Genomic DNA, 20,959 nt, shown 5'->3' with positions numbered 1-20,959 from the left:
GGCCGCGACTGCGTGCTGTCGACGAACGGAGAGAGCGCGACATGCGGATTCCGACTTCGATCGACGCGATCGGGGACAACACCATCGACCTCGACGCCGTCGACCTCGTGGACCCTCGGACGTACTCCGAGGGCGACCCGCACCCGATCTGGGCCGAGATGCGCCGGCGCGAGCCGGTGCGCTGGCACCCCGTCGGCAGCGACCTCGGGTTCTGGTCGGTGACCACCTACGAGCACGGCTCCTGGGTGCTGCGGGACCACGAGACCTTCACCTCACAGCGCGGCACCCTGCTCAACCTGCTGGGCAAGGACGACCCCGCGGGCGGGCAGCAGATGGCCGCCACCGACCCGCCCAAGCACACCCGGATGCGCGAGCCGCTGCAGCGGGCGCTGACGATCAAGTCGGTGGAGCGCTCCGGCGACCAGATCCGCGCCCAGGTGCGCCGGCTGCTCGAGCCGGCCAAGTCCGGCGAGCCCTTCGACCTCGCCCAGGCCGTCACCCGGCTGCCGATGGCGGTCACCGGGATGCTCATGGGCCTGCCGGAGGAGGACTGGCCGAGGCTGACCCAGCTGACCCTCATGTCGATCGCGCCGGACGACCTGGAGTTCAACGAAGGCGCCGACACCCAGACCGCGCTGCAGCGCGCGCACCGGGAACTGTTCGCCTACTTCGCCGAAATCGTGCGGGCGCGGCAGAAGAACCCGGGCGGCGACGACCTGATCAGCCTGCTGCTGACCATCGACGTCGAGGGCCGCACGATGGGCCTCGGCGAGGTGCTGGCCAACTGCTACAGCCTGCTGCTCGGCGCGAACGTCACCACCCCGTACGTGCCGACGGCCGCGCTGGACGCCGTCATCGGCACCCCCCTGCTCCACGAGGTGCTGGAGAGCGCGAACACCGGCACCATCCTGACCACCGTGGAGGAGGCGCTGCGCTGGGCCTCGCCGGCCAACCACTTCATGCGGCACGCGGTGCGCGACGTCGACCTCGGCGGCCGCCAGGTGCGCTCCGGCGACGCGGTGGTGGTGTGGCTCGGCTCGGCCAACCGGGACGAGACCGCGTTCGAGGACCCGTTCACCTTCAACCCGCGGCGCAAACCCAACCGGCACATCGCCTTCGGGGTCGGCGGGCACTACTGCGTCGGCCACACCGTCGCCCGGGTGACGCTGCGCGCGCTGTTCGACGAGATCGTCAGCACCTTCGCCGACCTCGACCACGCGGGGGAGGTCGAGCACCTGTCGTCGAACTTCGTCGCGGGCATCAAGCACATGCCGGTGATCGCGAAGGTGCGCGGATGAACCGACCGACCCTGGTCGACCTCCTGCGGCACCGGGCCGAGGACACCCCGGCCCGGACGGCGTTCGAGTTCCCGGGTGAGGGCGACCGGCTGGTCGTCGGCTACCGCGACCTCGACCGGCGGGCCCGCGGCGTGGCCGCCGCGCTGCGGGACCGCGGGCTGGCCGGCGAGCGCGTGGTGCTGCTCTTCCCGCCCGGGATCGATTACGTGGCCGCGTTCTTCGGTTGCCTTTACGCCCGCGCCGTGGCGGTTCCGGTGTACCTGCCGACCGGCGTGCGCGGGGCGGCGCGGATGCTCGACGTGGCCGCCGACGCCGGGGCCCGCGCACTGCTGTCGACGGCGGCCACGCGCGACGCGCTGGCGCCATTGATGTCCACAATGGAGGGACCGGACTGGCTGCCGGTGGCCGGCACCGGCGAGGACGCGGACTTCGACGGCTCGGGTCCCGGCCGGGACGACCTGGCTTTCCTGCAGTACACCTCCGGATCCACGGGCACGCCGAAGGGCGTGCGGGTGCGGCACGCGAACCTGATGGCCAACCTGACCGAGATCGGCCGGGTGCTCGGTGCCGGCGCCGGCAGCCGCGCGGTCAGCTGGCTGCCGCCGTACCACGACATGGGCCTCATCGGCGGCATCCTGCAGCCGGTGCACGGCGGCTTCCCGTGCACCCTGCTCTCACCGGCCGCGTTCCTGCGCGCGCCGGTGCGCTGGCTGGCCGAGATCAGCCGGAGCCGCGCGACGTTCACCGCCGCGCCCGACTTCGGCTACCGCGAATGTGTCCGCCGGATCTCCGAGGCCGAGCGCGGGGAACTGGACCTGTCGTCACTGCGGCACGCGATGGTGGGGGCGGAGCCGGTCCGCCGTGCCACGCTCGACGCGTTCACCCGCGCCTTCGCCGGGGCCGGCTTCCGGCGATCGGCGTTCCACCCCTGCTACGGGCTCGCCGAGGCGACGCTGCTGGTGACCGGCGGCTCCCGGCCGGGCGGCCCGGCCGTCGTCGAGGTGGGCCGGGCGGAACTGGCCGAGGGCACCGTGCTGCTCGACCCGCCGGCCGGGCACCCGGCGGTGGCGCTGACGGGCTGCGGCTCCGCGACCGGCGAGGACCTGGTCGTCGTCGACGCCGGACCCGGTGGTGTCGGGGAGATCTGCGTCAGCGGGCCGAGCGTCACCGACGGCTACCACGGGCGGCCGTCCGAGACGGCCGCGCGGTTCGGCGCCGAGCTGCCCGGCCACCCGGGGCGGCGGTTCCTGCGCACGGGGGACCTCGGATTCTCCCTGGCCGGGCAGTTGTACGTGACGGGCCGCGTCACGGATTTAATGGTGCTGCGCGGCCGCAACCACTACCCGGAGGACATCGAGCAGACGGCCGAGCGGGCGCACCCCGCGTTGCGGCCCGGCCGGTCGGTGGCGTTCTCGGTGGACGACGGCGACGACGAGTACCTGGTGCTGGTGCACGAGGTGGCGGCGGCCACGACCGCGGAGACGGCGGACGCGGTGCGGGCGGCGGTCCGGGCGGCGATCGCCACCGAGCACGGAGTGACGCCGAGGGAAGTCGCGCTGGTGCGCCAAGGGGCGATCGCCCGCACGACCAGCGGCAAGGTCCGGCGCAACGCGACCAAGGCGAATTGGCTCGAGGGCACGCTGACCCCGGTCGCGGGCGCCCGGCGGGCCCCGGTCGCGGAGACGGAGGACCGGCCGGCCCCGGCCACCGGCGCCCGCCGGGCCGCGGCCACCGAACCGGACGATGGGCCGGCCGCGGTCGTCGCCACCGTGCTCGACCTCGACACCGTCCCCGCGGACGAGCCCCTGATCGGCCTCGGCCTGGACTCCCTGCGCGCGGTCCGGATCGCCGAAGCCGTCGCCGGGGCCTTCGGTGCCGAGATCCCCGTACCGCGCCTGCTCGACGGTCTCACCCTCACCGGGCTGCGCGCCCTGCTCGCCGAGGCGCCCGCGGTCCGTCCGGCCACAGTGGACAGTGCCGTGCCGTCGCGGGCGCAGGAAGCCATGTGGCTGCTGGACTCGATGGGCGCGGGTGCCGCGTACCACGTCCACGGCGGAGTCCGGCTGACCGGACCCCTCGACCCCGACCGGCTCGCCCGGTGCCTCGACGGCCTCCTCGCCCGCCACCCCTCGCTGCGCACCACCTTCGCGCCCGACGCGGACGGCGCTCTCGGCACGACCGTGCACCCGGCGGGCCCGCTGCCGCTGCGCCGGCTCACCGACGCCGATCCCGGCGAAGCCGAACGCGCGCTGCACGATCTCGCCACCACCCCGTTCGACCTGGCCGCGGGGCCCCTCGTGCGGGCGGTGCTCGTCCGCCGTCGCGACGACTGGTACCTGGGCATCGCCGCGCACCACATCGTCGTCGACGGGTGGTCTCTCGGCGTCCTCCTGCGCGAGCTCGGCGACGCCTACCGCGGCACTCCCTCGACGAGAACGGCACTGCCCCCCGTCCGGCCGGCCGCGCCCCGGCCGTGGGACGGCGCCGACGCCGAGTTCTGGCGCGCCGCTCTGGACGGCGCCCGCCCGCTCGAGCTGCCGCTCGACGCCCCGGCCCGGCCGACCTGGCGCGGGGGCACGGTCGAGCTGGGCCTGGATGCCGCGGCCACCGCGCGCCTGGCCGCGTACGGCGCCGCGCGGCAGGCGACGCCGTTCATGGTGCTGCTGACCGCTCTGGGCGTCGTCGCGGCGCGGTGGTCGGGGCAGGACGACTTCGTGCTCGGCGCGGCGGCCGCCAACCGGGACCACACCGATGCCGACCAGGTCGGGCTGTTCGTCAACGTCCTGCCGCTGCGGCTCGACACCGCCGGTGCCCCGGCGTTCGGAAACCTGCTCGACCGGGTGCGGGCCCGCTGCCTCGCCGCGCAGCGGCACCAGGCGGTGCCGCTCGACGAGATCGTCCGGCTGCTCGACCCCGACCGGTCCGACGGGCGCGCCCCGCTCGTGCGGGCGGTCCTGGCGCTGCAGAACGTGCCGCTGGAGCCGTGGCAGGCCGGGGACGTGCGGGCGGAGGCGTTCGAACTGCCCGCCCCCGGTGCCCAGTTCGAGCTCTCCGTCCACCTCACCCAGCAGGCCGACGGCAGTCTTGCCGGGCACCTCACCCACGCCGCCGACCTGCTCTCCGGAAGTACCGCCCGCCGCTTCGCCGACGCGTTCACCCAGGTGCTGCGCACCGTCGCCGACCTGGACGGCGTCCCGGTCGGCGACGTCCCGCTGCTCGACGAGAGCGAGCGCGCCCGCATCACCGGCCACCTCAGCGGCGCCCCGGCCGAGCCCGCACCACCGGGGCTGCTGCACGAGCTGTTCGAACGGCAGGCCGACGTCGATCCGCACGCGCCGGCCGTCGTGGGCGACCGGACGCTCGGCTACGGGGAGCTGGACGTCGAGGCCAACCGCCTCGCGTGGCTGCTGCGAGAGCGCGGCGTCGGCCCGGAGCAGGCGGTCGCCGTGTGCCTGCCGCGCTCGGCCGACCTGGTCGTCGCGCTGCTCGCGGTGCTCAAGGCGGGTGGCTGCTACGTGCCGCTCGACCCCGCCAACCCGGACGCGCGGCTGACCGCGCAGCTGCGTGACGTCCGGCCCGTCGTGGTGCTGACCGATCCCGGGCTCGCCTCGCGCTTCCCCGGCCAGGCCACGGTCGGCGCCGGCGACGCGGCCGCGTACCCGGCGCACCGGCCGGAGCCGGCGGCCACGCCGGGCAACCTGGTGTACGCGATCCACACGTCCGGTACGACCGGCACGCCCAAAGCCGTGATGAACGAGCACGCCGGGCTGGTCAACCGGATCCGCTGGATGCAGGCCGAGTACGGACTCACCGCCGGGGAACGGGTCCTGCACAAGACACCCATCGGGTTCGACGTGGCCGGCTGGGAGCTGTTCTGGCCGCTGTCGGCGGGCGCGACCGTCGTGCTCGCCCGTCCCGACGGCCACCGCGACGCCGCCTACCTGGCCGCCCTGATCCGCGACAGCGGCGTGAGCACCTGCCACTTCGTGCCGTCGATGCTGCGGGCGTTCGTCGAGGAGCCTTCGGTCGCCGGGTGCGCGGGCACCCTGCGCCGGGTCGTGTGCAGCGGGGAGGAGCTGCCGCCGTCGACCGTCACCCGGCTGCGTGCGCTGCTGCCGGACGTGGCGGTGCACAACCTGTACGGGCCGACGGAAGCGGCCATCGACGTCACCGCCGTCGAGATCACCCCCGGCCACGAGACGCTGCCCCGGCTGCCGATCGGCCACCCGATCACCGGCGCCCGGTTGTACGTGCTCGACCCGCGCGGCGCCCCGGTACCGGTCGGGGTGCCGGGTGAGCTCTTCATCGGCGGCGTGCAGGTGGCCCGCGGCTACCTCGGCCGCGCGGCGCTCACCGCCGAGCGGTTCGTCCCCGACCCGTTCGAACCCGGCGGCCGGCTCTACCGCACCGGGGACCGGGCCCGCTGGACCACCGGCGGCGCACTGGAGTTCCTCGGCCGGCTCGACCAGCAGGTCAAGATCCGCGGTGTCCGGATCGAACCCTCCGAGGTGGAGGCCGCGCTGGCCAGGTACCCCGGCGTCACCGCCGCCGCGGTCGACGCGCGGCCCGGTCCGGACGGGCAACCGCGGCTGGTGGCCTACCTGGTCGGCGCCGAGGCGCCCGACGCGGCCCTGCGGTCGTTCCTCGGCGAGCTGCTGCCGCCCGCGGCGGTGCCGTCCGCGTTCGTCCGGCTGCCCGCGCTGCCGACCGGGCGCACCGGCAAGCTCGACCGGTCCGCCCTGCCCGAGCCGGCCGTCGTCCAGACCGACGGCACCGCGCCGCGGGATCCCGTGGAGCAGGTGCTCGCCGGCATCTGGGCCGAGGTGCTCGACCTGCCGAGCGTGTCGGTGACCAGCGGGTTCTTCGAACTGGGCGGCCACTCGCTGCTCGCGACCCGGATCGTGGCCCGGGTGCGCCGCGAGTTCGGGGTCGAGCTGTCCGCCGGCGACCTGCTCGGCGGCGGGTCCACCGTCGCCGACCTGGCCGCGGCGGTGCGCGCCGCCCAGCTCGAGCAGGCCGACCCGGACGAACTCCGCCGGGCACTGGAAGAACTGGCCGACCTGACCGACGACGAGGTCGCCGCGCTGCTCGCGGACGACCGGACCACACCGAGGAGGACCGATGGCAGCTGAGGCAGCCGCGACGGAGACCGGTGAGCAGACCTTCGTGGTCGTGCTCAACGACGAGCTGCAGTACTCGATCTGGCGGGCGGACGCCGACGTGCCGGCCGGGTGGCGGGCCGAGGGCACCTCCGGCACCAAGGAGGAGTGCCTCGCCCACATCGACCGGGTGTGGACCGACATGCGGCCGCTGAGCCTGCGGCAGCGGATGGACGCGTCGTGACCGGCACGCCGAAGGAACGCCTCACCCGGGTCATCGACGACATGCGCGCCCGCTGGAACGGCCGCGACGTCGTCATGGCCGTCAACCACTTCAACGGCGGGATGAAGGCGCTCGCCGAAGAGCTGCGACTCTCCGGCGCCCGCCTGAAGGCCGTCGTCATCAACACCGTGCCGCGGGCGGACGACCCGCCCGCCGAGCACGTGTGGAGCTGCGCCGAGCACGGCCTGACGATGACGCACCGGCAGTACGAGGCCTGGCTCGCGAGCAAGCCGCCCGAGATCGTCGACTGGCTCGACGGCCTCGACCCCGGACGGGAGTGGGAGGTGCTCGGCACCACCTACGGCGAGTTCGCCGAGCTGGGCGGTCGTCCGGCCTACGGGCATTGGCGGCCGGAGTGGGCGGGGTGGGAGGACAAGACCCGCATCGACGAGCTGTGGCGGCGGGTCGGCATCCCCGCGCCGCCGCACGCGATCGTCGAGGTCGACGACCCCGGCCTGGCCGCCACCGCCGTGTCCCTGGACCGCGGCCACGGCGTGATGATCGCCATCGACACCAGCCTGGACGTCCTGGGCAGCTCCCAGGGGTTGCGCTGGGTCCGCTCGCGCGCCGAGCTGGACCGGGCGGTCGAAGCGCTGCGCGTCCGCACGAAGCGGGTCCGCCTCGCCACGTTCGTCCCCGGCGTCCCGTGCAGCCTGATGGGCATGGTCTTCGACGACGGCGTGGCCGTCTTCGACCCGATCGAGGTCATCACCCTCCACCGGCCGAGCACCGGGCAGCTGGTGTACGGCGGCTGCTCGACGGCCTGGCGACCGGCGACCGCCCGGACGGAGACGTTGCGCGGCTACGCCCGCCGCGTCGGGGAGGAGCTGTCGGCGTCACTGGGGTACACCGGCGTGTTCAGCGTCGACGGCCTGTCCGGCGAGGACGGGTTCGTGGCCACCGAGCTCAACCCGCGGCACGTCTCGGGCATCGGCGTCCGGCCCGGCTGGCCGGAGTTCCCGACCCGGCTGCTCAACCGGGCCGTCCAGGACCACCGCCCGGAGGCCGCCGGGGCGCGGTGGCAGGACGTGGAGGCGGCTTACCGGGAGGTCGTCCGCGACACCCCGTCGGCGTCCCTGTGGATCGAGGTGCCGGGGACCGAGCTCGGGCCGGAGGGCCGGGTGTCGTCCACGACGCTGCCGGTGCCGGCCGGGGACTCGGTCGTGGAGTGCGTGGTCGAGTACCGGCCGCAGTGCGGCGGAGTGTGGATCCTCGGGGCGGCCGGAGTGGACTCGGCGGTGCCGCACGACGGGGCACTGGGCCCGGTGACGGCGGCGCTGGCGGAGCGGCTCGGGGTGGCGGACCTGCGGTCGTTCGGGGAGATCACGGCCAGGTCGACGTTGGCGGGATGACGCCTCAGGGGCCTACCGGCTTCTCCTCACCCCCGGCGACCGCGGTCAGGTGCGCGGTCAGCGTGTCCGCGAGACGGCGGACCCGGCTCTCCGGGATGAGGTGGGGCCGGTAGGTGAAGGCGATCCGCAGCGTTTCCCCCGGGGTGACCAGCAGGCTCAGCGCGTAGTGCGTGTCGTCGCTGTGCCGCACGTCGGCGATCTTCGGGTCGTCGAGCAGCAGGTCGGGGTTCTCGAACACCAGCAGGGTGTCGAACTCCGCGTCCCAGGACGCCAGGCGCCGGATCGTGCCGAGGCCGAGGTGCTGGTGCGGGGCCAGGGCGAGCTGCTCGGCCCGCACCCGCCGCAGCAAGGCCCGCACCGGTTCGCCGGGATCCACGTCCACCACCACGGGCACCGTGTTGACCAGCATCGCGACCAGGTTCTCCACCTCGGGCACTTCGGCCAGCCGCCCGGACACCGTCGTCCCGAACACCGCGGGCCGCCGGCCGGACTCGGCGGCCAGGACGACCCCCCACAACGCCACCATGATCGTGTTCAGCGTCAGCCGGTCGGTCCTCGCCAGCTCCACCAGGCGGGCCGTCACCGGGGCGGGCAGGTCGACGACGTGGTGGGCCGAGGCGGACGACCCGGCCACCGGTTCGGTCAGCATGGCCGGTTCGGTGATGCCGTCCAGCGCGGACCGCCACGCCGCGGCCGCCGCCTCCCGGTCCCTGGTGCGGAGGACGCGGAACCAGTCACGCAGGGGCGGTGCCGGTGCCCCGGCGGCTTCGGGCGCCAGCAGCTCGCGCACCAGGAGGGTGACCGACCAGCCGTCGAGCAGGAGGTGGTGGTAGTCGAGCAGGAGGTGGGCGGCCCCACCCGGGAGGTGGACGAGGTGCAGGCGCAGGAGCGGGGGAGTGCCCACGTCGAACGGGGCGGCCTTGCTGTGGGCGGCCAGGACGTCCGCCCGGGCCCGCGCTTCGGCCGGGTCCAGCGCGCTCAGGTCGGTCTCCCGCCACGGCGTCTCGAGCTCGCCCACGGTGATCTGCACGGGTTCCGGGAGGCCGGCGACTTCGAACGCGGCCCGGAGCGGGGCGTGCCGGCGCAGCGCCGAAGCGGCCGCGGCACGCAGCGCCCGCGCGTCCACCGGGGCGGTCAGCTCCAGCCGCAGCTGCTCGGTGTAGCTGTCGGTCTCCTGCAGGCGGTGGAACAGGAACCCCTGCTGCACCGGGGTCACCGGCAGGATCTCCGTCAGGCCCGGGTGCCTCGCCCGCAGCCGGTTGAGCTGGTGGTGGTGCAGGGCCACCAGCGGCCGCACCGGGATCGCCGGGGCTCCCGCGCCCGCCGCCGCGGCGGCGAGCCTGCGCGGGGTGCCCAGCTCGAACACCTGCCGGGTGTCGAGCGCCAGCCCGGCGCGCCGGGCCAGGACCACCAGCCGCACCGCACCCAGGCTGTCGCCGCCGAGGGCGAGGAAGTCGTCGTCCACCCCGGCGGGGACGCCGAGCGCCGCGGCGAAGGCGTCCACCAGCGCCTGCTGCTCCGGGGTTTCCGGCTCGGCGGCTCCGGTCGCGAACGCGGGTGACGGCAACGCTTTCAGGTCCACTTTGCCGTTCGGCGCGACCGGCAGTTCCGGCAGCGCCAGCACCGCGGCGGGCACCATGTGCGCGGGCAGCGTCCGCGCCAGCTCGGCCCGGATCGCCACGCCGTCGAGGTCGGTTCCGACCACGTAGGCCACGAGCTGTTTGCCGCCGCTGGCCGCCGGCCGGGGCAGCGCCAGTGCCTGCCGCACGCCCGGCAGGGTCCGCAGCCGGGTCGCGATCTCGCCCAGCTCCACCCGGAATCCGTTGATCTTGACCTGGTTGTCCTTGCGCCCCAGGCATTCCAGCTCACCGTCGGCGTTCCACCGCGCCAGGTCGCCGGTGCGGTACATCCGCTGCCCCGGCGCGCCGAACGGGTCGGGCAGGTAGCGCTCCGCGGTCAGCCCGGGCCGCCCCAGGTAGCCGCGGGCCAGGCCGGCGCCCGCGACGTAGAGGTCACCCGGCTCGCCGTCCGGCACCGGCCGCAGGTCGTCGTCCAGCACGTGGACCCGGACATTCCACAATGGAGTGCCGATCGTCGGCAGCTCGGTCCGGCCGGTCGACCACGCGGTCGCGTCCTGCATTTCGGTGGCGCCGTAGTGGTTGTGGACGCGCAGGCCGGGGTGGCTGCGGAGGAAGCCGCGCAGGGTCTCGCCGAGGACCAGGGGTTCGCCGGACTGGATGATGTCGCGCAGGTCGGCCAGGGCGACCCCGGCGACGCCCGCCGCCTCGCAGAGGGACTCGATGAGCACGTTCGGCAGGAACACCTGGTGCACCCGGTGCCGGTCGAGCCAGCGGGCCAGCCGGATCGGGTCGGTGCGGACGTCCTCGGCCGGCACGACCAGGCACTTGGCGTGCACCAAGGCCGAGAGGATCTCGTGCATGGCGAAGTCGAACCCGATGGCGGACAGGTTGGCCGTGCGCGTGCCGGGGCCGACGTCGAACCGGCCGGCGTGCCAGGCCAGCAGGTTCACCAGGCTCGCGGCGGGCATCGCGACGCCCTTGGGGACCCCGGTCGAGCCGGAGGTGTAGATCAGGTACAGCGGGTGCGCCGGGTCCAGCGGCGCGATCCGGTCGGCGTCGGCCGGGTCGGTGTCCGGGAAGTTCCCGAGCGCGAGGCCGTCCCACTCGAGCGCCGGGGCGGAGCCGAAGTCGAGGCCGGTCGTGGTGAGCACGGTGACCGGATCGGCGTCGGCGACCATCGCGGCCAGGCGGTCCGCCGGGTACTCCGGGTTGAGCGGCAGGTAGACCGCGCCCGCCTTCAGCACCGCCACCATCGCGACCACCGCGTCGGGTGACCGGGGCAGCGCCACCCCCACGACCCGCTCCGGCCCGGCGCCCAGGCCGATCAGCAGGTGCGCGAGCCGGTTCGCTTTCGCGTTCAGCCCGGCGAAGGTGAGGACGCCCGTCTCGTCGCTCAGCAGGGCCGGAGCCGTCGGGTGGACCCGGACGGCCGCCTCGATGAGTTGCGGCAAGGTCGCCTCGGGAACGGACCGGACTTCGCCGGCGACCGGCGGGGACGACAAGGGCGACACTGACTTGAACGACACGGTCATGCGGACGCGGCTCCAACCATCGCGGCGTTTTCGTCGATCCTGGGACGGCGGGCCGGGGCGGAAAAGTCAGGAGAACCGCTACTCGCGCAGCCCGCGCAGCAGCCGCGGGCCGAACACGACCAGCGCCGCCGTCGCCGCCGCCGCGACGAAGAACGGTGCCCGCAGCGTGAACTGCTGGGCGGCGAGCCCGCCGGCGAAGGCGCCGAGCGGGGCGAGGCCGTTGACGAACAGCCGGTAGGCGGCGTTGACCCGCCCGTAGGTCTCGGCCGGGATCGCCCGCAGCCGCAGCGTCGTGCTCACCACCCCGCCCAGCGACGCGGCCGCCCCGACCAGCAGCAACGCGGGCGCCGCGACCCAGGCGGCCGAGGTCAGCGCGGCCACCAGCAGCGGGCCGGGACACAGCGCGAACGCCAGCAGCAGCGTGCGCCGCGCGCCGATCCGCGCGCTGAGGGCCGGGGTGACCGCGAAGCCGAGCAGCCCGCCCACCGCGATGAGCGCCATGAGCAGCCCGTACATCGCCGGGCTGACGTGCAGCACTTCCAGCGCGTACAGGACGGCGATGCCGAGGACACCGACGATGGCGAAGTTCAGCACGCCCATGAGCAGGCACAGCGACCGGAGCAGGGGGTGGCGCAGCAGCCAGTGCAGGGCGCCGGCGGTGTCGGCGAGCACCGGCCGCCGCGCCGTCCGCGGTGGGCGCGGCACCGGGGGCCGCCGCCTGCCCAGTGCGGCGATCAGCAACGCCGACAGCAGGAAGGTGGCGGTGTCCACGGCGAACGGCAAGGCCGCCGCCCAGGCGAACAGGAAAGCCGCGATGGGCGTGCCGATGAACTCGGTGGTGACCATCTGGCCGCCGAACAGCAAGCTGTTGGCCGAGTCCAGCGACCGCGACCCGGCCACGCTCGGCGTGATCGCCTGGGACAGGTTGTCGGCCAGGGTGTCGATGCAGCTGAGCAGGAAGGCCGTGCCGGCCAGGACCGCGATGCCGACCCCGCCGAGCACGGTGACCAGGGTGAACGCGCCCATCAACGCCGTCCGGCCCAGTTCGCAGAGCCACAGCGTCCGCACGCGGTCGAACCGGTCGACGACCACCCCGGTGAACGGCCCGGCCAGCAGCCACGGGAGCTGCCCGGCCACCGTCACCAGCGCGACCAGGAGCGGGTCGCGGGTCAGCACCGCGGCGAAGAGCGCGAAGGCGGCGAACCGCACGCCGTCGCCGAGGCCGGAGACGGTCGTGGCGCTCCAGAGGTACCAGAACCTCGGGTCCGACCGCTTCGAGGTGGTCCCGGTGGCGGCCATCACCCGGCCGGGTCCGGCAGGGCGGCCCGGTCGATCTTGCCGACGGCGGTGAGCGGGAACGCGTCCAGCCACACGAAAACGGCCGGGATCATCGCCGCGGGCAGCTGCCCGGCCAGCGCGCGGCGCAGCGCCGCGGTGGACAGCTCCGGGCCGGCGGCCGAGCGGGTCAGGTAGGCCACCAGCCGCGGCCCGCCGCCGGGCGCGGCCTGCGCCAGCACCACGGCCTGGGCGACCTCGGGACGCGCGGTCAGCGCCGCCTCCACCTCCGCGGGCTCCACCCGGTGGCCGCGGATCTTGACCTGGTGGTCCAGCCGGCCGAGGAACTCCAGGGCGCCGTCCGGCCGCCACCGGGCCCGGTCCCCGGTGCGGTACAGCCGTTCCCCGGCGCGCCCGGGGTGCGGCACGAAGCGCTCGGCGGTCTGGGCGGGGCGTCCCTGGTAGCCCCGGGCCAGCTGCACGCCCGCGATGACCAGCTCGCCGGTGACCCCGGCCGGGCACGGCGCGCCCGCGTGGTCGAGCACGAGGATCTCGGTGCCGGGGATCGGGCGGCCGATCGGGATCGGGTCGGTCACCCCGGCCGCGGCGACCTGGTGCAGGGTGACCGCGATCGTCGCCTCGGTGGGCCCGTAGAGGTTGTACAGCGTGCCGCCGGGGAGCACTTCGGCGAAGCGGGTGGCCAGCTCGGCGTTGAGCTCCTCGCCGCCGCAGATCACCGTGCGCAGCGCGGCCGCGCGCTCGGCGGCGCGCGGTTCCGCCAGGAAGTGCCGCAGCAGCGAGGGGAAGAAGTCGCACGCCGTGACGCCGTAGTGGTCGTGCACGTCGAGCAGGTACGCGGGGTCGCCGTGGTTGAGCGGCTCGGCGAGCACCAGCCGGCCCCCGCTCATCACCGGCACCAGCAGCTCCCACAGGGACGGGTCCGACGCCAGCGGGGTCTTGTGCAGGACGACGTCGGCGGCCCCGAACCGGAACCGGGTGCACAGCCACCCCAGCTGGGTGGCCAGCGCCTCGTACGGCACCACCACGCCTTTCGGGGTCCCGGTCGACCCGGACGTGTAGACGACGTAGGCGGCCGTCGCGCCCCGGTACGGCACCTCCGGCCGGGTCGCCGGGAAGCTCGCCCACTCCGCGCGCACCGTCTCCACCGGGAGGGCGCCCTCCGACGGGAGACCGGGGAGGTCGGCACTGGTGAACGTCACCGCAGGGGCCGAGTCGGCCAGGACGTGGGCCAGCCGGGCGGCGGGCAGGTGGGGGTCGAGCGGCACGTAGACCGCGCCGGCCTTGAAGGTGCCGAGCAGGACCGCGACCAGGTCGAGGCCGCGGTCGAGGTGCACTCCGACGCGGTCCTCGGCGCCGACGCCCCGGCTCCGCAGCCAGTGGGCGATCCGGTTGGCCGACTCGTCCAGCTCGCGGTAGGTGAGCGACACCGCGGTCAGGTCCGTGTCGGCGAGCACCGCCACCGCGTCCGGCGTCTCGGCGGCCCGCTGCTCGACCCACCGGTGTGCCGGCCGGCTCCCGGTCCGGGTGGGGGTGTCGACTGACATGTCCGCCTCTCGTGTCTCGGCGCCGGAGGCGGCCGGATCCCCTCCGGGGGCGTGGCCAGCCTCATCGCGGCGCGGTGCCCGGCGCCAGTCGGGGAAACGACCCCGTCCCCGGCGGCGTCCGGGACGTCACCGACTACCGCCGTCCCGTGGCGTGGGAAGGATGGGCGCCACCGACATTCGTGCGCGGGATCTCTTCGGAACGAAGGTGGTTCGACTCCATGGGGAACGACTGGCTCAGTCCGGAGCAGCGCAGGCTCCTGGACCGGATGCTCGACGAGGAGGGCGTCGACCGCGGGGAGTCCCCCATCGTGGCGCGCGGGGGTGACCGGTCGGCGCTGCCGCTGTCGTTCGCCCAGGAGCGCATGTGGTTCTTCCACCGCCTGCAGCCGGCCTCCACGATGTACAACATCGTCGGCGCGGCCACCCTGCGCGGGCACACCGACCCGGCGGTCCTGCAGCGCTGCGTCGACGAACTGGTGCGACGGCACGAGGTGCTGCGCTCGACGTTCCACCTCGTCGACGCCGGGACGTCGGTCCAGCGCGTCAACCCGCCCGGCCCGGTCCCGATGCCGGTCGCCGACCTGCGCGAGCTCGACCCGGCCGCGCGCGACGAGGCGGTGCGCGCCCGCTACTCCGACGAGGTCGACCGCCCGTTCGACCTGACGAAGGACCTGCTGCTGCGGCCGACCCTGCTGCGGGTCGCCGACGACGAGCACCTGCTGCTGCTCAGCCAGCACCACATCGCCACCGACGGCTGGTCGCTCGGCATCCTGCTGCAGGAGCTGGCTTCGCTGTACGACGCCTACGCCGCGGGCCGCCCGCCCGCGCTGCCCGAACCGGAGCTGCACTACGGCGACTTCGCCCTGTGGCAGCAGGACTGGCAGGCCACCGGGGCGCTCGACGAGCACCTCGAGTACTGGCGGGCGCGGCTCACCGGCGCGCACGCCCTCGACCTGCCGACCGGCCGCCTGCGGGTCGCGGACCGCAGCTGGGACGGCGGCATGTGCGAGGTGCACATCCCCGCCGGGCTGGTCGGCGAGCTCACGGCGCTCGGCGAGTCCGAGCGGGCGACGCTGTTCATGGTGCTGCTCGCCGGCGTGTCCACCGTGCTGTCCCGGTGGACCGGACAGCAGGACCTGGTGGTCGGCGTGCCGGTCGCCAACCGCAACCGCAGCGAGATCGAGTCGATGGTCGGCAGCTTCGTCAACACCCTGCCGATGCGGGTCGAGCTGACCGGCGAGCCGACCTTCCGCGACCTGCTGCGCCGCTGCCGCCAGGAAGCGGTGGACGGGTACGCCCACCAGGACGTGCCGTTCGAGAAGATCATCGAGGAGATCAACCCCGAGCGGGAGGCCAGCGCGCACACCCCGCTCATCCGGCACATGCTCGGGCTGCACAACACGCCGTGGCACGAGCTGCGGGTGCCCGGCCTCACCGTGGACATCCTCACCCTCGACACCGGCAAGGCCCGGTTCGACCTCGAGTTCGAGCTGACCCCCACCGACGACGGCGCCATCGCCGGGCAGCTGTGGTTCGCCGCGGACATCATGGACGAGCCGTACGTGCGGCGCCTGCTGGACTCGGTGTACGCGGTGCTCGCCGCCGCGGTCGCCGATCCGGAGACCCCGGTGTGGCGGCTGCCGCTCGTGGCCGCGCCTGCCGGAGTCCCGGCCGCCGAAGTCCCCGAAGCTGCCGTGGCACCGCCGGCGGACGTGGTGCGGGGTGACCAGGTGCTGTCCCGCGCGGAGTTCACCGCGCGCGTCACCGGACTGGCCCACGACCTGCGCGACCACCACGGCGTGGCCGGCGGCACCGTGGTCGCGCTCTGCCTGCCGCACACCGCCGAACTGGCGGTCGCGCTGCACGCGGTCCTCGCGGCCGGGGCGGTGGCGCTGCCGCTGGACCCGGCTCTGACCCGCGCCGAGCTCGCCGCGGCGATCGAAGAGGCGGCCCCGAAGCGGGTGCTGACCACCGCGGCGCTGGTGGACGTGCTCGACGTCGCCGCCGTCGACGTCGCCACGCTCGGCTCCCCGGCCACCGATCCGCTGCCGCCACCCGCACCGGGCGCGCCCGCGGTGTGCCTGCGCTCGCGGGGCGGCACGCTGAGCACCCACTCCCACGCCGAGCTGGCGGCCCGGGTCCGCGCACTGGCGGCCCGGTTCCCGGCCGCGACGGTCGCCGTGTCCCCGGGGGTCGGTCCGGACCTGCTGGTCACCGCCCTGTGGTGGCCGGTCGTGGCCGGCGGCGCCGTCGTGTTCGGCAATTCCGGCCCCACGCCGGACTTGCTGCTCACCACCCCGGCCCGCTTGTCCACACTGGACACTGCGGCCCGCCGCGTGATCAGCACGGGGGAACCGCTGTGGCCGGACGCCGTCGCCGCGTTCGCCCGCGCGTTCCCCGGCGCCGAGCTGGTCAACCTCTACTCCCTCGCCGAGGTGGGGCCGGTGGCCGCGCACGGGGTGGACCCGGCCGCGCCGGCGCCCTCCGGCCGGATCCCGGCCGGTATCCCGCTGGGCGCCCGGCCCGAGGTGCGCGACGAGCGCGGCGAACCCGTACCGGACGGGGTGGCGGGCGATCTCCACGTGTTCGCCTCCGGCGTCCTGGTGCCCACCGGTGACCGGGCCCGCTGGAACGTCCGGGGCGAGCTGGAGGTCCTCGGCAAGCCGGCGGGCCGCACCTGGGTGGCCGGGCGGCCGGCCGAACTCGGCGACGTCGTCGCGGAGCTGACCGCGCACCCCGCGGTGTCCCGCGCCCACCTCTCCCGCACCGACAACGGCGAGCTGATCGCGCACGTCGTGCCCAGGACCGCCCCCCAGCTCGGTTCCGACGGCGGACGCGAGCGGTTCGTCCAGGACTACCTCGCGCGTGACCCGGAGAGCGACCCGCTGCTCAACCTCACCGGCTGGCGCAGCCCGGACAGCGGCGAGGTGCTGCCCGCGGCCGCGCTGCGCGAGTGGCTCGACGGCGGCGTGCGGCACATCCTGGACACCGGGCCGCGGCGGGTGCTGGAGATCGGCTGCCGCAACGGGCAGCTGCTGTTCAAGCTCGCCCCCCGCTGTGACGCCTACCGGGCGACCGAGCTGTCCGGCCGCGCCCGGCGCTCCATCGAGCGGCAGCGCGACCGGCTCGCCGCCAAGGCCGGCGTCGTCGAGCTGGCCGACCTGCCCCCCGACGACCTGACCGGCCTCGGCGGGGACTTCGACACCGTCGTGGTCAACGGTCTCGCCGGGTACTGCCCCGGCCCCGGTTACCTCGAACGCGTCCTCGCCGAGGCGGTCCGGGTGACCCGCCCCGGCGGCACCGTGTTCGTCTCCGACGTGGCGGACCTGACCGCCCGGGAGGCGGCGCACCTGCCCGCCGAGGCCGGCCGCGTGCCGGCCGGCGCGCCCGCCGCCCGGCTGCGCGAGGCCGTGGCCCACCGGGCCGCCACCACCGGCGGCCTGGCCCTGCACCCGGACTGGTTCCGCGAGGCCGCCGCGCGGCTGCCCGGGGTGCGGGACGTGGCCGTCCTGCGCCGCGTGGGCACGCACCCCAGCGAACTGACCCGGTTCCGCTTCGACGTCGTGCTGCACGTGGCCGGGCCCGATGACGCCCTGCCGCCCGTCCGGGAACTGGCCTGGGCGGACGTCACCGCCGACGGGCTCACCGACCTGCTCGCCGCCGCGCCCGACCTCCTTGTCCTGCACGGCATCCCGGTGTCCGGGCTGACCGGCGTCGCGGCCGCGCTCGACCGGCTCGCCACCGCGGACACCGCCGGCGACGTGCGCCGGGTCCTCGACGATCCGGATCGCGGGGTGGACCCGGCCGAAGTGGTGGCCGCGGCGGCCGCGCTGGGCTTCGACGCGGCCGCCGGGCCGTCCGGGGCCGGGTTCGCCGAGCTGACCGTGGCCCTCCGCCGGCAGGGGAGCACCGCCGTGCCGCTTTCGCGGGTGCTCGCCGCGACCGTCACCGCCGGAGCGTGCCCCGGCCCCCTGGCCGGGGACACCGCATTCGCCGAGTGGGCCAGGACCATGCCCGCCGTGGTCCGCGGCTGGCTGCGGGACCGGCTGCCGCTCAACGTCGTCCCCGCGTCGGTGGTGCCGGTCACCGCCTGGCCGCACCGGCCCGACGGCTCGACGGACACCGCCGTCTTCACCTCGCCGGCCGGTGCGGAACCCGAAGCCGAGACGGAGTCGGACGAGCCGAAGACCGCGACGCAGAAGACCGTGCTGAACATCTGGTCGGACATCCTCGGGGTCGACCACATGGGCATCAACGACGATTTCTTCGCCCTGGGCGGCCATTCGCTGATGGGTGCCCTCGTCGTCGACCGGCTGCGCGAGGAGTTCGCCGTCGACCTGCCGCTGGGCCAGCTGTTCCAGACCCCCACCGTCGCCGAGGTCGCCGAGTACATCGACGGCCGGAGCACCCCGGGACCGGACCCGGCCCCGGCGGAGGCAGTGCCGGCCCACCCGGAGCCGGCCGCGCCCGTCCGCGCGCTGGACCGCTCGGCGTTCCGCCGCAAGCGGCCCGTGTCCTCCCCGTCCGGCGCACAGGAGCGGAGCCGATGACCGACGTTCACCAGGAAGAAGAGCAGGACGTCTTCGTCGTGCCGACGTCGTTCGCCCAGCAGAGCATGTGGCTGGAGAACGAGCTGGACCCCGGCCAGGCGACCTACCACGTCGTGGCCGCCGTCCGGCTGGCCGGCGCGCTCGACCGGGCCGCACTCGAACGCGGCCTCAACACCGTGGTGGCCCGGCACGAGGCCCTGCACACCGTGTTCGAGCTCGACGACGACGGCCCGGTCCAGGTCATCGGGCCCGCCCCGGTGCTGACCGTCGGTGTCACCGACGTGGACCTGGCCGCCGCCGAGGCCGCGGTCGCCGCCGAGGTCCGCGTGCCGTTCGACCTCGAGCGCGGCCCGCTGGTGCGCCTGGCGCTGCTGCGCACCGCGCCCGAGGAGCACATCGCCGTGCTCACCATGCACCACATCGTCACCGACGGGCTCTCCTCGGCGATCTTCGTCGCCGAGCTGGCCGCCTGCTACGTCGCCTACCACGAGGGCCGCGAGCCGGAGCTGCCGCCGCTGCCCATCCAGTACGCGGATTTCGCGGTCTGGCAACGGGAAAACCTGACCGGCGCGAAGCTGGCCGCACTGCAGGAGTACTGGGAACGCCGTCTCGCCGGGGCCCCCGCCCTCACGCTGGCCACGGACCGGCCGCACCCGGCCGTCCCCTCGGCCGACGGCGCCACGCACGTGTTCGCGGTCCCGGCCGCGCTCGTCGGTGAGGTGGAGGCCTTCGCCAGGGCGGAGCGCGTCACCGCGTTCATGGTCTTCCTCACCGCCTTCGACGTGCTGCTGGCCCGCTACAGCGGCCAGCGCGACATCACCGTGGTGTCCCCGATGGCCGGGCGGGTCCGGCCGGAAGTGGAGAACCTGATCGGGTTCTTCGTCAACCCGCTGCTGCTGCGCGTCGACCTCGGCGACGCGCCTTCGGCCCGCGAGCTCGTCGCCCGCGTCCGCGCCACCTGCGCCGGGGCGTACGAGCACCAGGAGTTCCCGTTCGAGCTGGCCCTGGAAATCCTGCGCGCCGAGCGGGGCGCTCCCGCCGGCACCCCGCAGGCGCAGGCGATGCTGGTCCTGCAGAACCAGCCCCCGGTCGACCTGCGTGCCGCCGGTCTCGCCTTCGAGCCGTTGCGGGCGGACACCCGCACCGCGGGCTACGAGCTGGCGCTCGACCTCGAACCGGACGGCACCGGCGCGTACCGGGCGTTCCTGGAGTACTCCCGCGACCTGTTCGACGAGGCCACCGCGAAGGAGATGGTGGACGCGTTCGTCGACGTCCTCGCCGGCGTCGTCGCCGATCCCGCCGCCCCGGTGGACCTGGCCGCCGTGCGCGAGCCACCGCGGCCGCGGACGGCCGAACCCCGGCCCGAGCCGGTGACCGCCGAAGCCGCGTACCGGGCCCCGGAGACGCCGATCGAGATCGAGCTGCAGGAGGTGTTCGGCGAGCTGCTGAGCGCCGAGCGGGTCGGGATGGACGACGACTTCTTCGTCCTGGGCGGCGATTCGCTGTCGCTGATCCAGCTGCGCAACCGGATCCGCGAGCGGTTCGGGGTGGAGTTCCGCGTCCGCGACCTGACCACCCGGGTCGACATCGCCACGCTGGCGCCGATGGTGCTGCGGCGGATGCTCGAGCAGGACCCGGACGCCCCGGTGAAGGAGAACCCGTGACCGCCACCCGAGCGCCCCGCCGTCCCCGGTGGTTCCTGCGCGAACCCTCGCCGGACGCCGGAGTCCGGCTGTTCTGCCTGCCCTATTCCGGCTGCGGCGCCAGCATGTACCGGCAGTGGCCGCCGGCCGTCGCCGACATCGAGATCTGCCCGGTGCAGCTGCCGGGCCGGGAGAACCGGATGCGGGAGGAACCGTTCTCCTCCTTCGGTTCCCTGGCCGAGATGCTCTGCGACGCGCTGGCGCCCTACCTCGACCGGCCGTTCGCGTTCTTCGGGCACTGCAGCTCGGCCCTGGTCGCCTACGAGACCGCCCTGCGGCTGCAGCGGCGCGGCCTCCCGGTGCCGACGCGGCTGTTCGTGTCTTCCCAGGTCGCCCCGCACAAGGGGCCGCACGGACGCTTCCTGGAGATGTCGGAGGACGAGCTGCGCGCGGAGGTCGTCACCCTGATCACCGCGCTCGGCGGCGTCCCGCGCCCGGACATGGTCGACCTGAGCCTCGAGGTGCTCCTGTCCGATGTGGACGCGCACAAGGCGTACGGGGTCAGCGCGCCGGAACCGCTGCCCTGCCCGGCGTCCGTGCTCGGCTGGGACGAGGACGTCGAGGTCCCGCACGAACTGCTGCACGACTGGGCCGAGCTGGGGGAGACCACGTTCCGGCTGCTGTCCGGCCCGCACTACGGCTTCATCGGGGGTCCCGAGGCGCTGATGCGCGCCTTCGCGACGGACCTCGGCCGCACCCACCAGCCGCAGGCCGGGTGAGGC

At 74.9% G+C, this 20,959-nt stretch carries 10 protein-coding genes; 7 read left to right on the top strand and 3 right to left on the bottom strand.

The window, feature by feature from the left end:
• Positions 1-41: 41 nt before the first annotated feature.
• From ACFVYA_RS02885 to ACFVYA_RS02870, 4 genes are read left to right on the top strand one after another with little or no spacing between them, the layout of a single operon-like run.
• Positions 42-1,298, top strand: coding sequence for a cytochrome P450 (locus ACFVYA_RS02885; protein ID WP_387041668.1), 1,257 nt, complete (start codon positions 42-44; stop codon positions 1,296-1,298).
• Positions 1,295-6,430 carry an amino acid adenylation domain-containing protein gene (locus ACFVYA_RS02880; protein ID WP_387041665.1) on the top strand — a complete coding sequence of 1,712 codons (5,136 nt, stop codon included), beginning with the start codon at positions 1,295-1,297 and terminating at the stop codon, positions 6,428-6,430. Before ACFVYA_RS02885 ends, ACFVYA_RS02880 begins: the two co-directional genes overlap by 4 nt.
• Positions 6,420-6,641: an MbtH family NRPS accessory protein gene (locus ACFVYA_RS02875; RefSeq protein WP_285993465.1), complete on the top strand. Its 222-nt coding sequence runs from the start codon at positions 6,420-6,422 to the stop codon at positions 6,639-6,641. Before ACFVYA_RS02880 ends, ACFVYA_RS02875 begins: the two co-directional genes overlap by 11 nt.
• A complete protein-coding gene (locus tag ACFVYA_RS02870; RefSeq protein ID WP_387041662.1) occupies positions 6,638-8,032 on the top strand; it encodes a hypothetical protein in 1,395 nt (464 codons plus the stop codon). The genes ACFVYA_RS02875 and ACFVYA_RS02870 overlap by 4 nt, the downstream gene beginning before the upstream one ends.
• Before the next feature lie 4 nt (positions 8,033-8,036).
• Here ACFVYA_RS02870 and ACFVYA_RS02865 read toward each other — a convergent pair whose 3' ends face one another.
• From ACFVYA_RS02865 to ACFVYA_RS02855, 3 genes are all read right to left on the bottom strand, one after another.
• Positions 8,037-11,144: an amino acid adenylation domain-containing protein gene (locus ACFVYA_RS02865; protein ID WP_387041660.1), complete on the bottom strand. Its 3,108-nt coding sequence runs from the start codon at positions 11,142-11,144 to the stop codon at positions 8,037-8,039.
• A 78-nt stretch (positions 11,145-11,222) separates the two neighbouring features.
• Positions 11,223-12,443: an MFS transporter gene (locus ACFVYA_RS02860; protein WP_387041657.1), complete on the bottom strand. Its 1,221-nt coding sequence runs from the start codon at positions 12,441-12,443 to the stop codon at positions 11,223-11,225.
• On the bottom strand, positions 12,443-13,984 hold the full coding sequence (locus ACFVYA_RS02855; protein WP_387041654.1) for an amino acid adenylation domain-containing protein: 1,542 nt from the start codon (positions 13,982-13,984) through the stop codon (positions 12,443-12,445). The genes ACFVYA_RS02860 and ACFVYA_RS02855 overlap by 1 nt, the downstream gene beginning before the upstream one ends.
• Before the next feature lie 218 nt (positions 13,985-14,202).
• Between ACFVYA_RS02855 and ACFVYA_RS02850 the strand changes: the two genes are divergently transcribed.
• From ACFVYA_RS02850 to ACFVYA_RS02840, 3 genes are read left to right on the top strand one after another with little or no spacing between them, the layout of a single operon-like run.
• Positions 14,203-18,534, top strand: coding sequence for a condensation domain-containing protein (locus ACFVYA_RS02850; RefSeq protein WP_387041651.1), 4,332 nt, complete (start codon positions 14,203-14,205; stop codon positions 18,532-18,534).
• Positions 18,531-20,198 carry a condensation domain-containing protein gene (locus tag ACFVYA_RS02845; RefSeq protein ID WP_387041649.1) on the top strand — a complete coding sequence of 556 codons (1,668 nt, stop codon included), beginning with the start codon at positions 18,531-18,533 and terminating at the stop codon, positions 20,196-20,198. The genes ACFVYA_RS02850 and ACFVYA_RS02845 overlap by 4 nt, the downstream gene beginning before the upstream one ends.
• Positions 20,195-20,956 (top strand): thioesterase II family protein, encoded by a 762-nt coding sequence (locus ACFVYA_RS02840; RefSeq protein ID WP_387041646.1) that lies wholly within the window; start codon positions 20,195-20,197, stop codon positions 20,954-20,956. Before ACFVYA_RS02845 ends, ACFVYA_RS02840 begins: the two co-directional genes overlap by 4 nt.
• Positions 20,957-20,959 lie beyond the last annotated feature (3 nt).

The organism is Amycolatopsis sp. NPDC058278 (assembly GCF_042881395.1).
Taxonomy (GTDB): Bacteria; Actinomycetota; Actinomycetes; order Mycobacteriales; family Pseudonocardiaceae; genus Amycolatopsis.
This window is presented reverse-complemented; position numbering and strand designations above follow the sequence as displayed.

Bases quoted from the DNA above. Each gene is read 5' to 3' on its own strand.
- ACFVYA_RS02880 (WP_387041665.1), top strand. From the start codon at position 1,295: ATGAACCGACCGACCCTGGTCGACCTCCTGCGGCACCGGGCCGAGGAC.
- ACFVYA_RS02850 (WP_387041651.1), top strand. From the start codon at position 14,203: ATGGGGAACGACTGGCTCAGTCCGGAGCAGCGCAGGCTCCTGGACCGG.
- ACFVYA_RS02885 (WP_387041668.1), top strand. From the start codon at position 42: ATGCGGATTCCGACTTCGATCGACGCGATCGGGGACAACACCATCGAC.
- ACFVYA_RS02875 (WP_285993465.1), top strand. From the start codon at position 6,420: ATGGCAGCTGAGGCAGCCGCGACGGAGACCGGTGAGCAGACCTTCGTG.
- ACFVYA_RS02865 (WP_387041660.1), bottom strand. From the start codon at position 11,144: ATGACCGTGTCGTTCAAGTCAGTGTCGCCCTTGTCGTCCCCGCCGGTC.
- ACFVYA_RS02845 (WP_387041649.1), top strand. From the start codon at position 18,531: ATGACCGACGTTCACCAGGAAGAAGAGCAGGACGTCTTCGTCGTGCCG.
- ACFVYA_RS02860 (WP_387041657.1), bottom strand. From the start codon at position 12,443: ATGGCCGCCACCGGGACCACCTCGAAGCGGTCGGACCCGAGGTTCTGG.
- ACFVYA_RS02855 (WP_387041654.1), bottom strand. From the start codon at position 13,984: ATGTCAGTCGACACCCCCACCCGGACCGGGAGCCGGCCGGCACACCGG.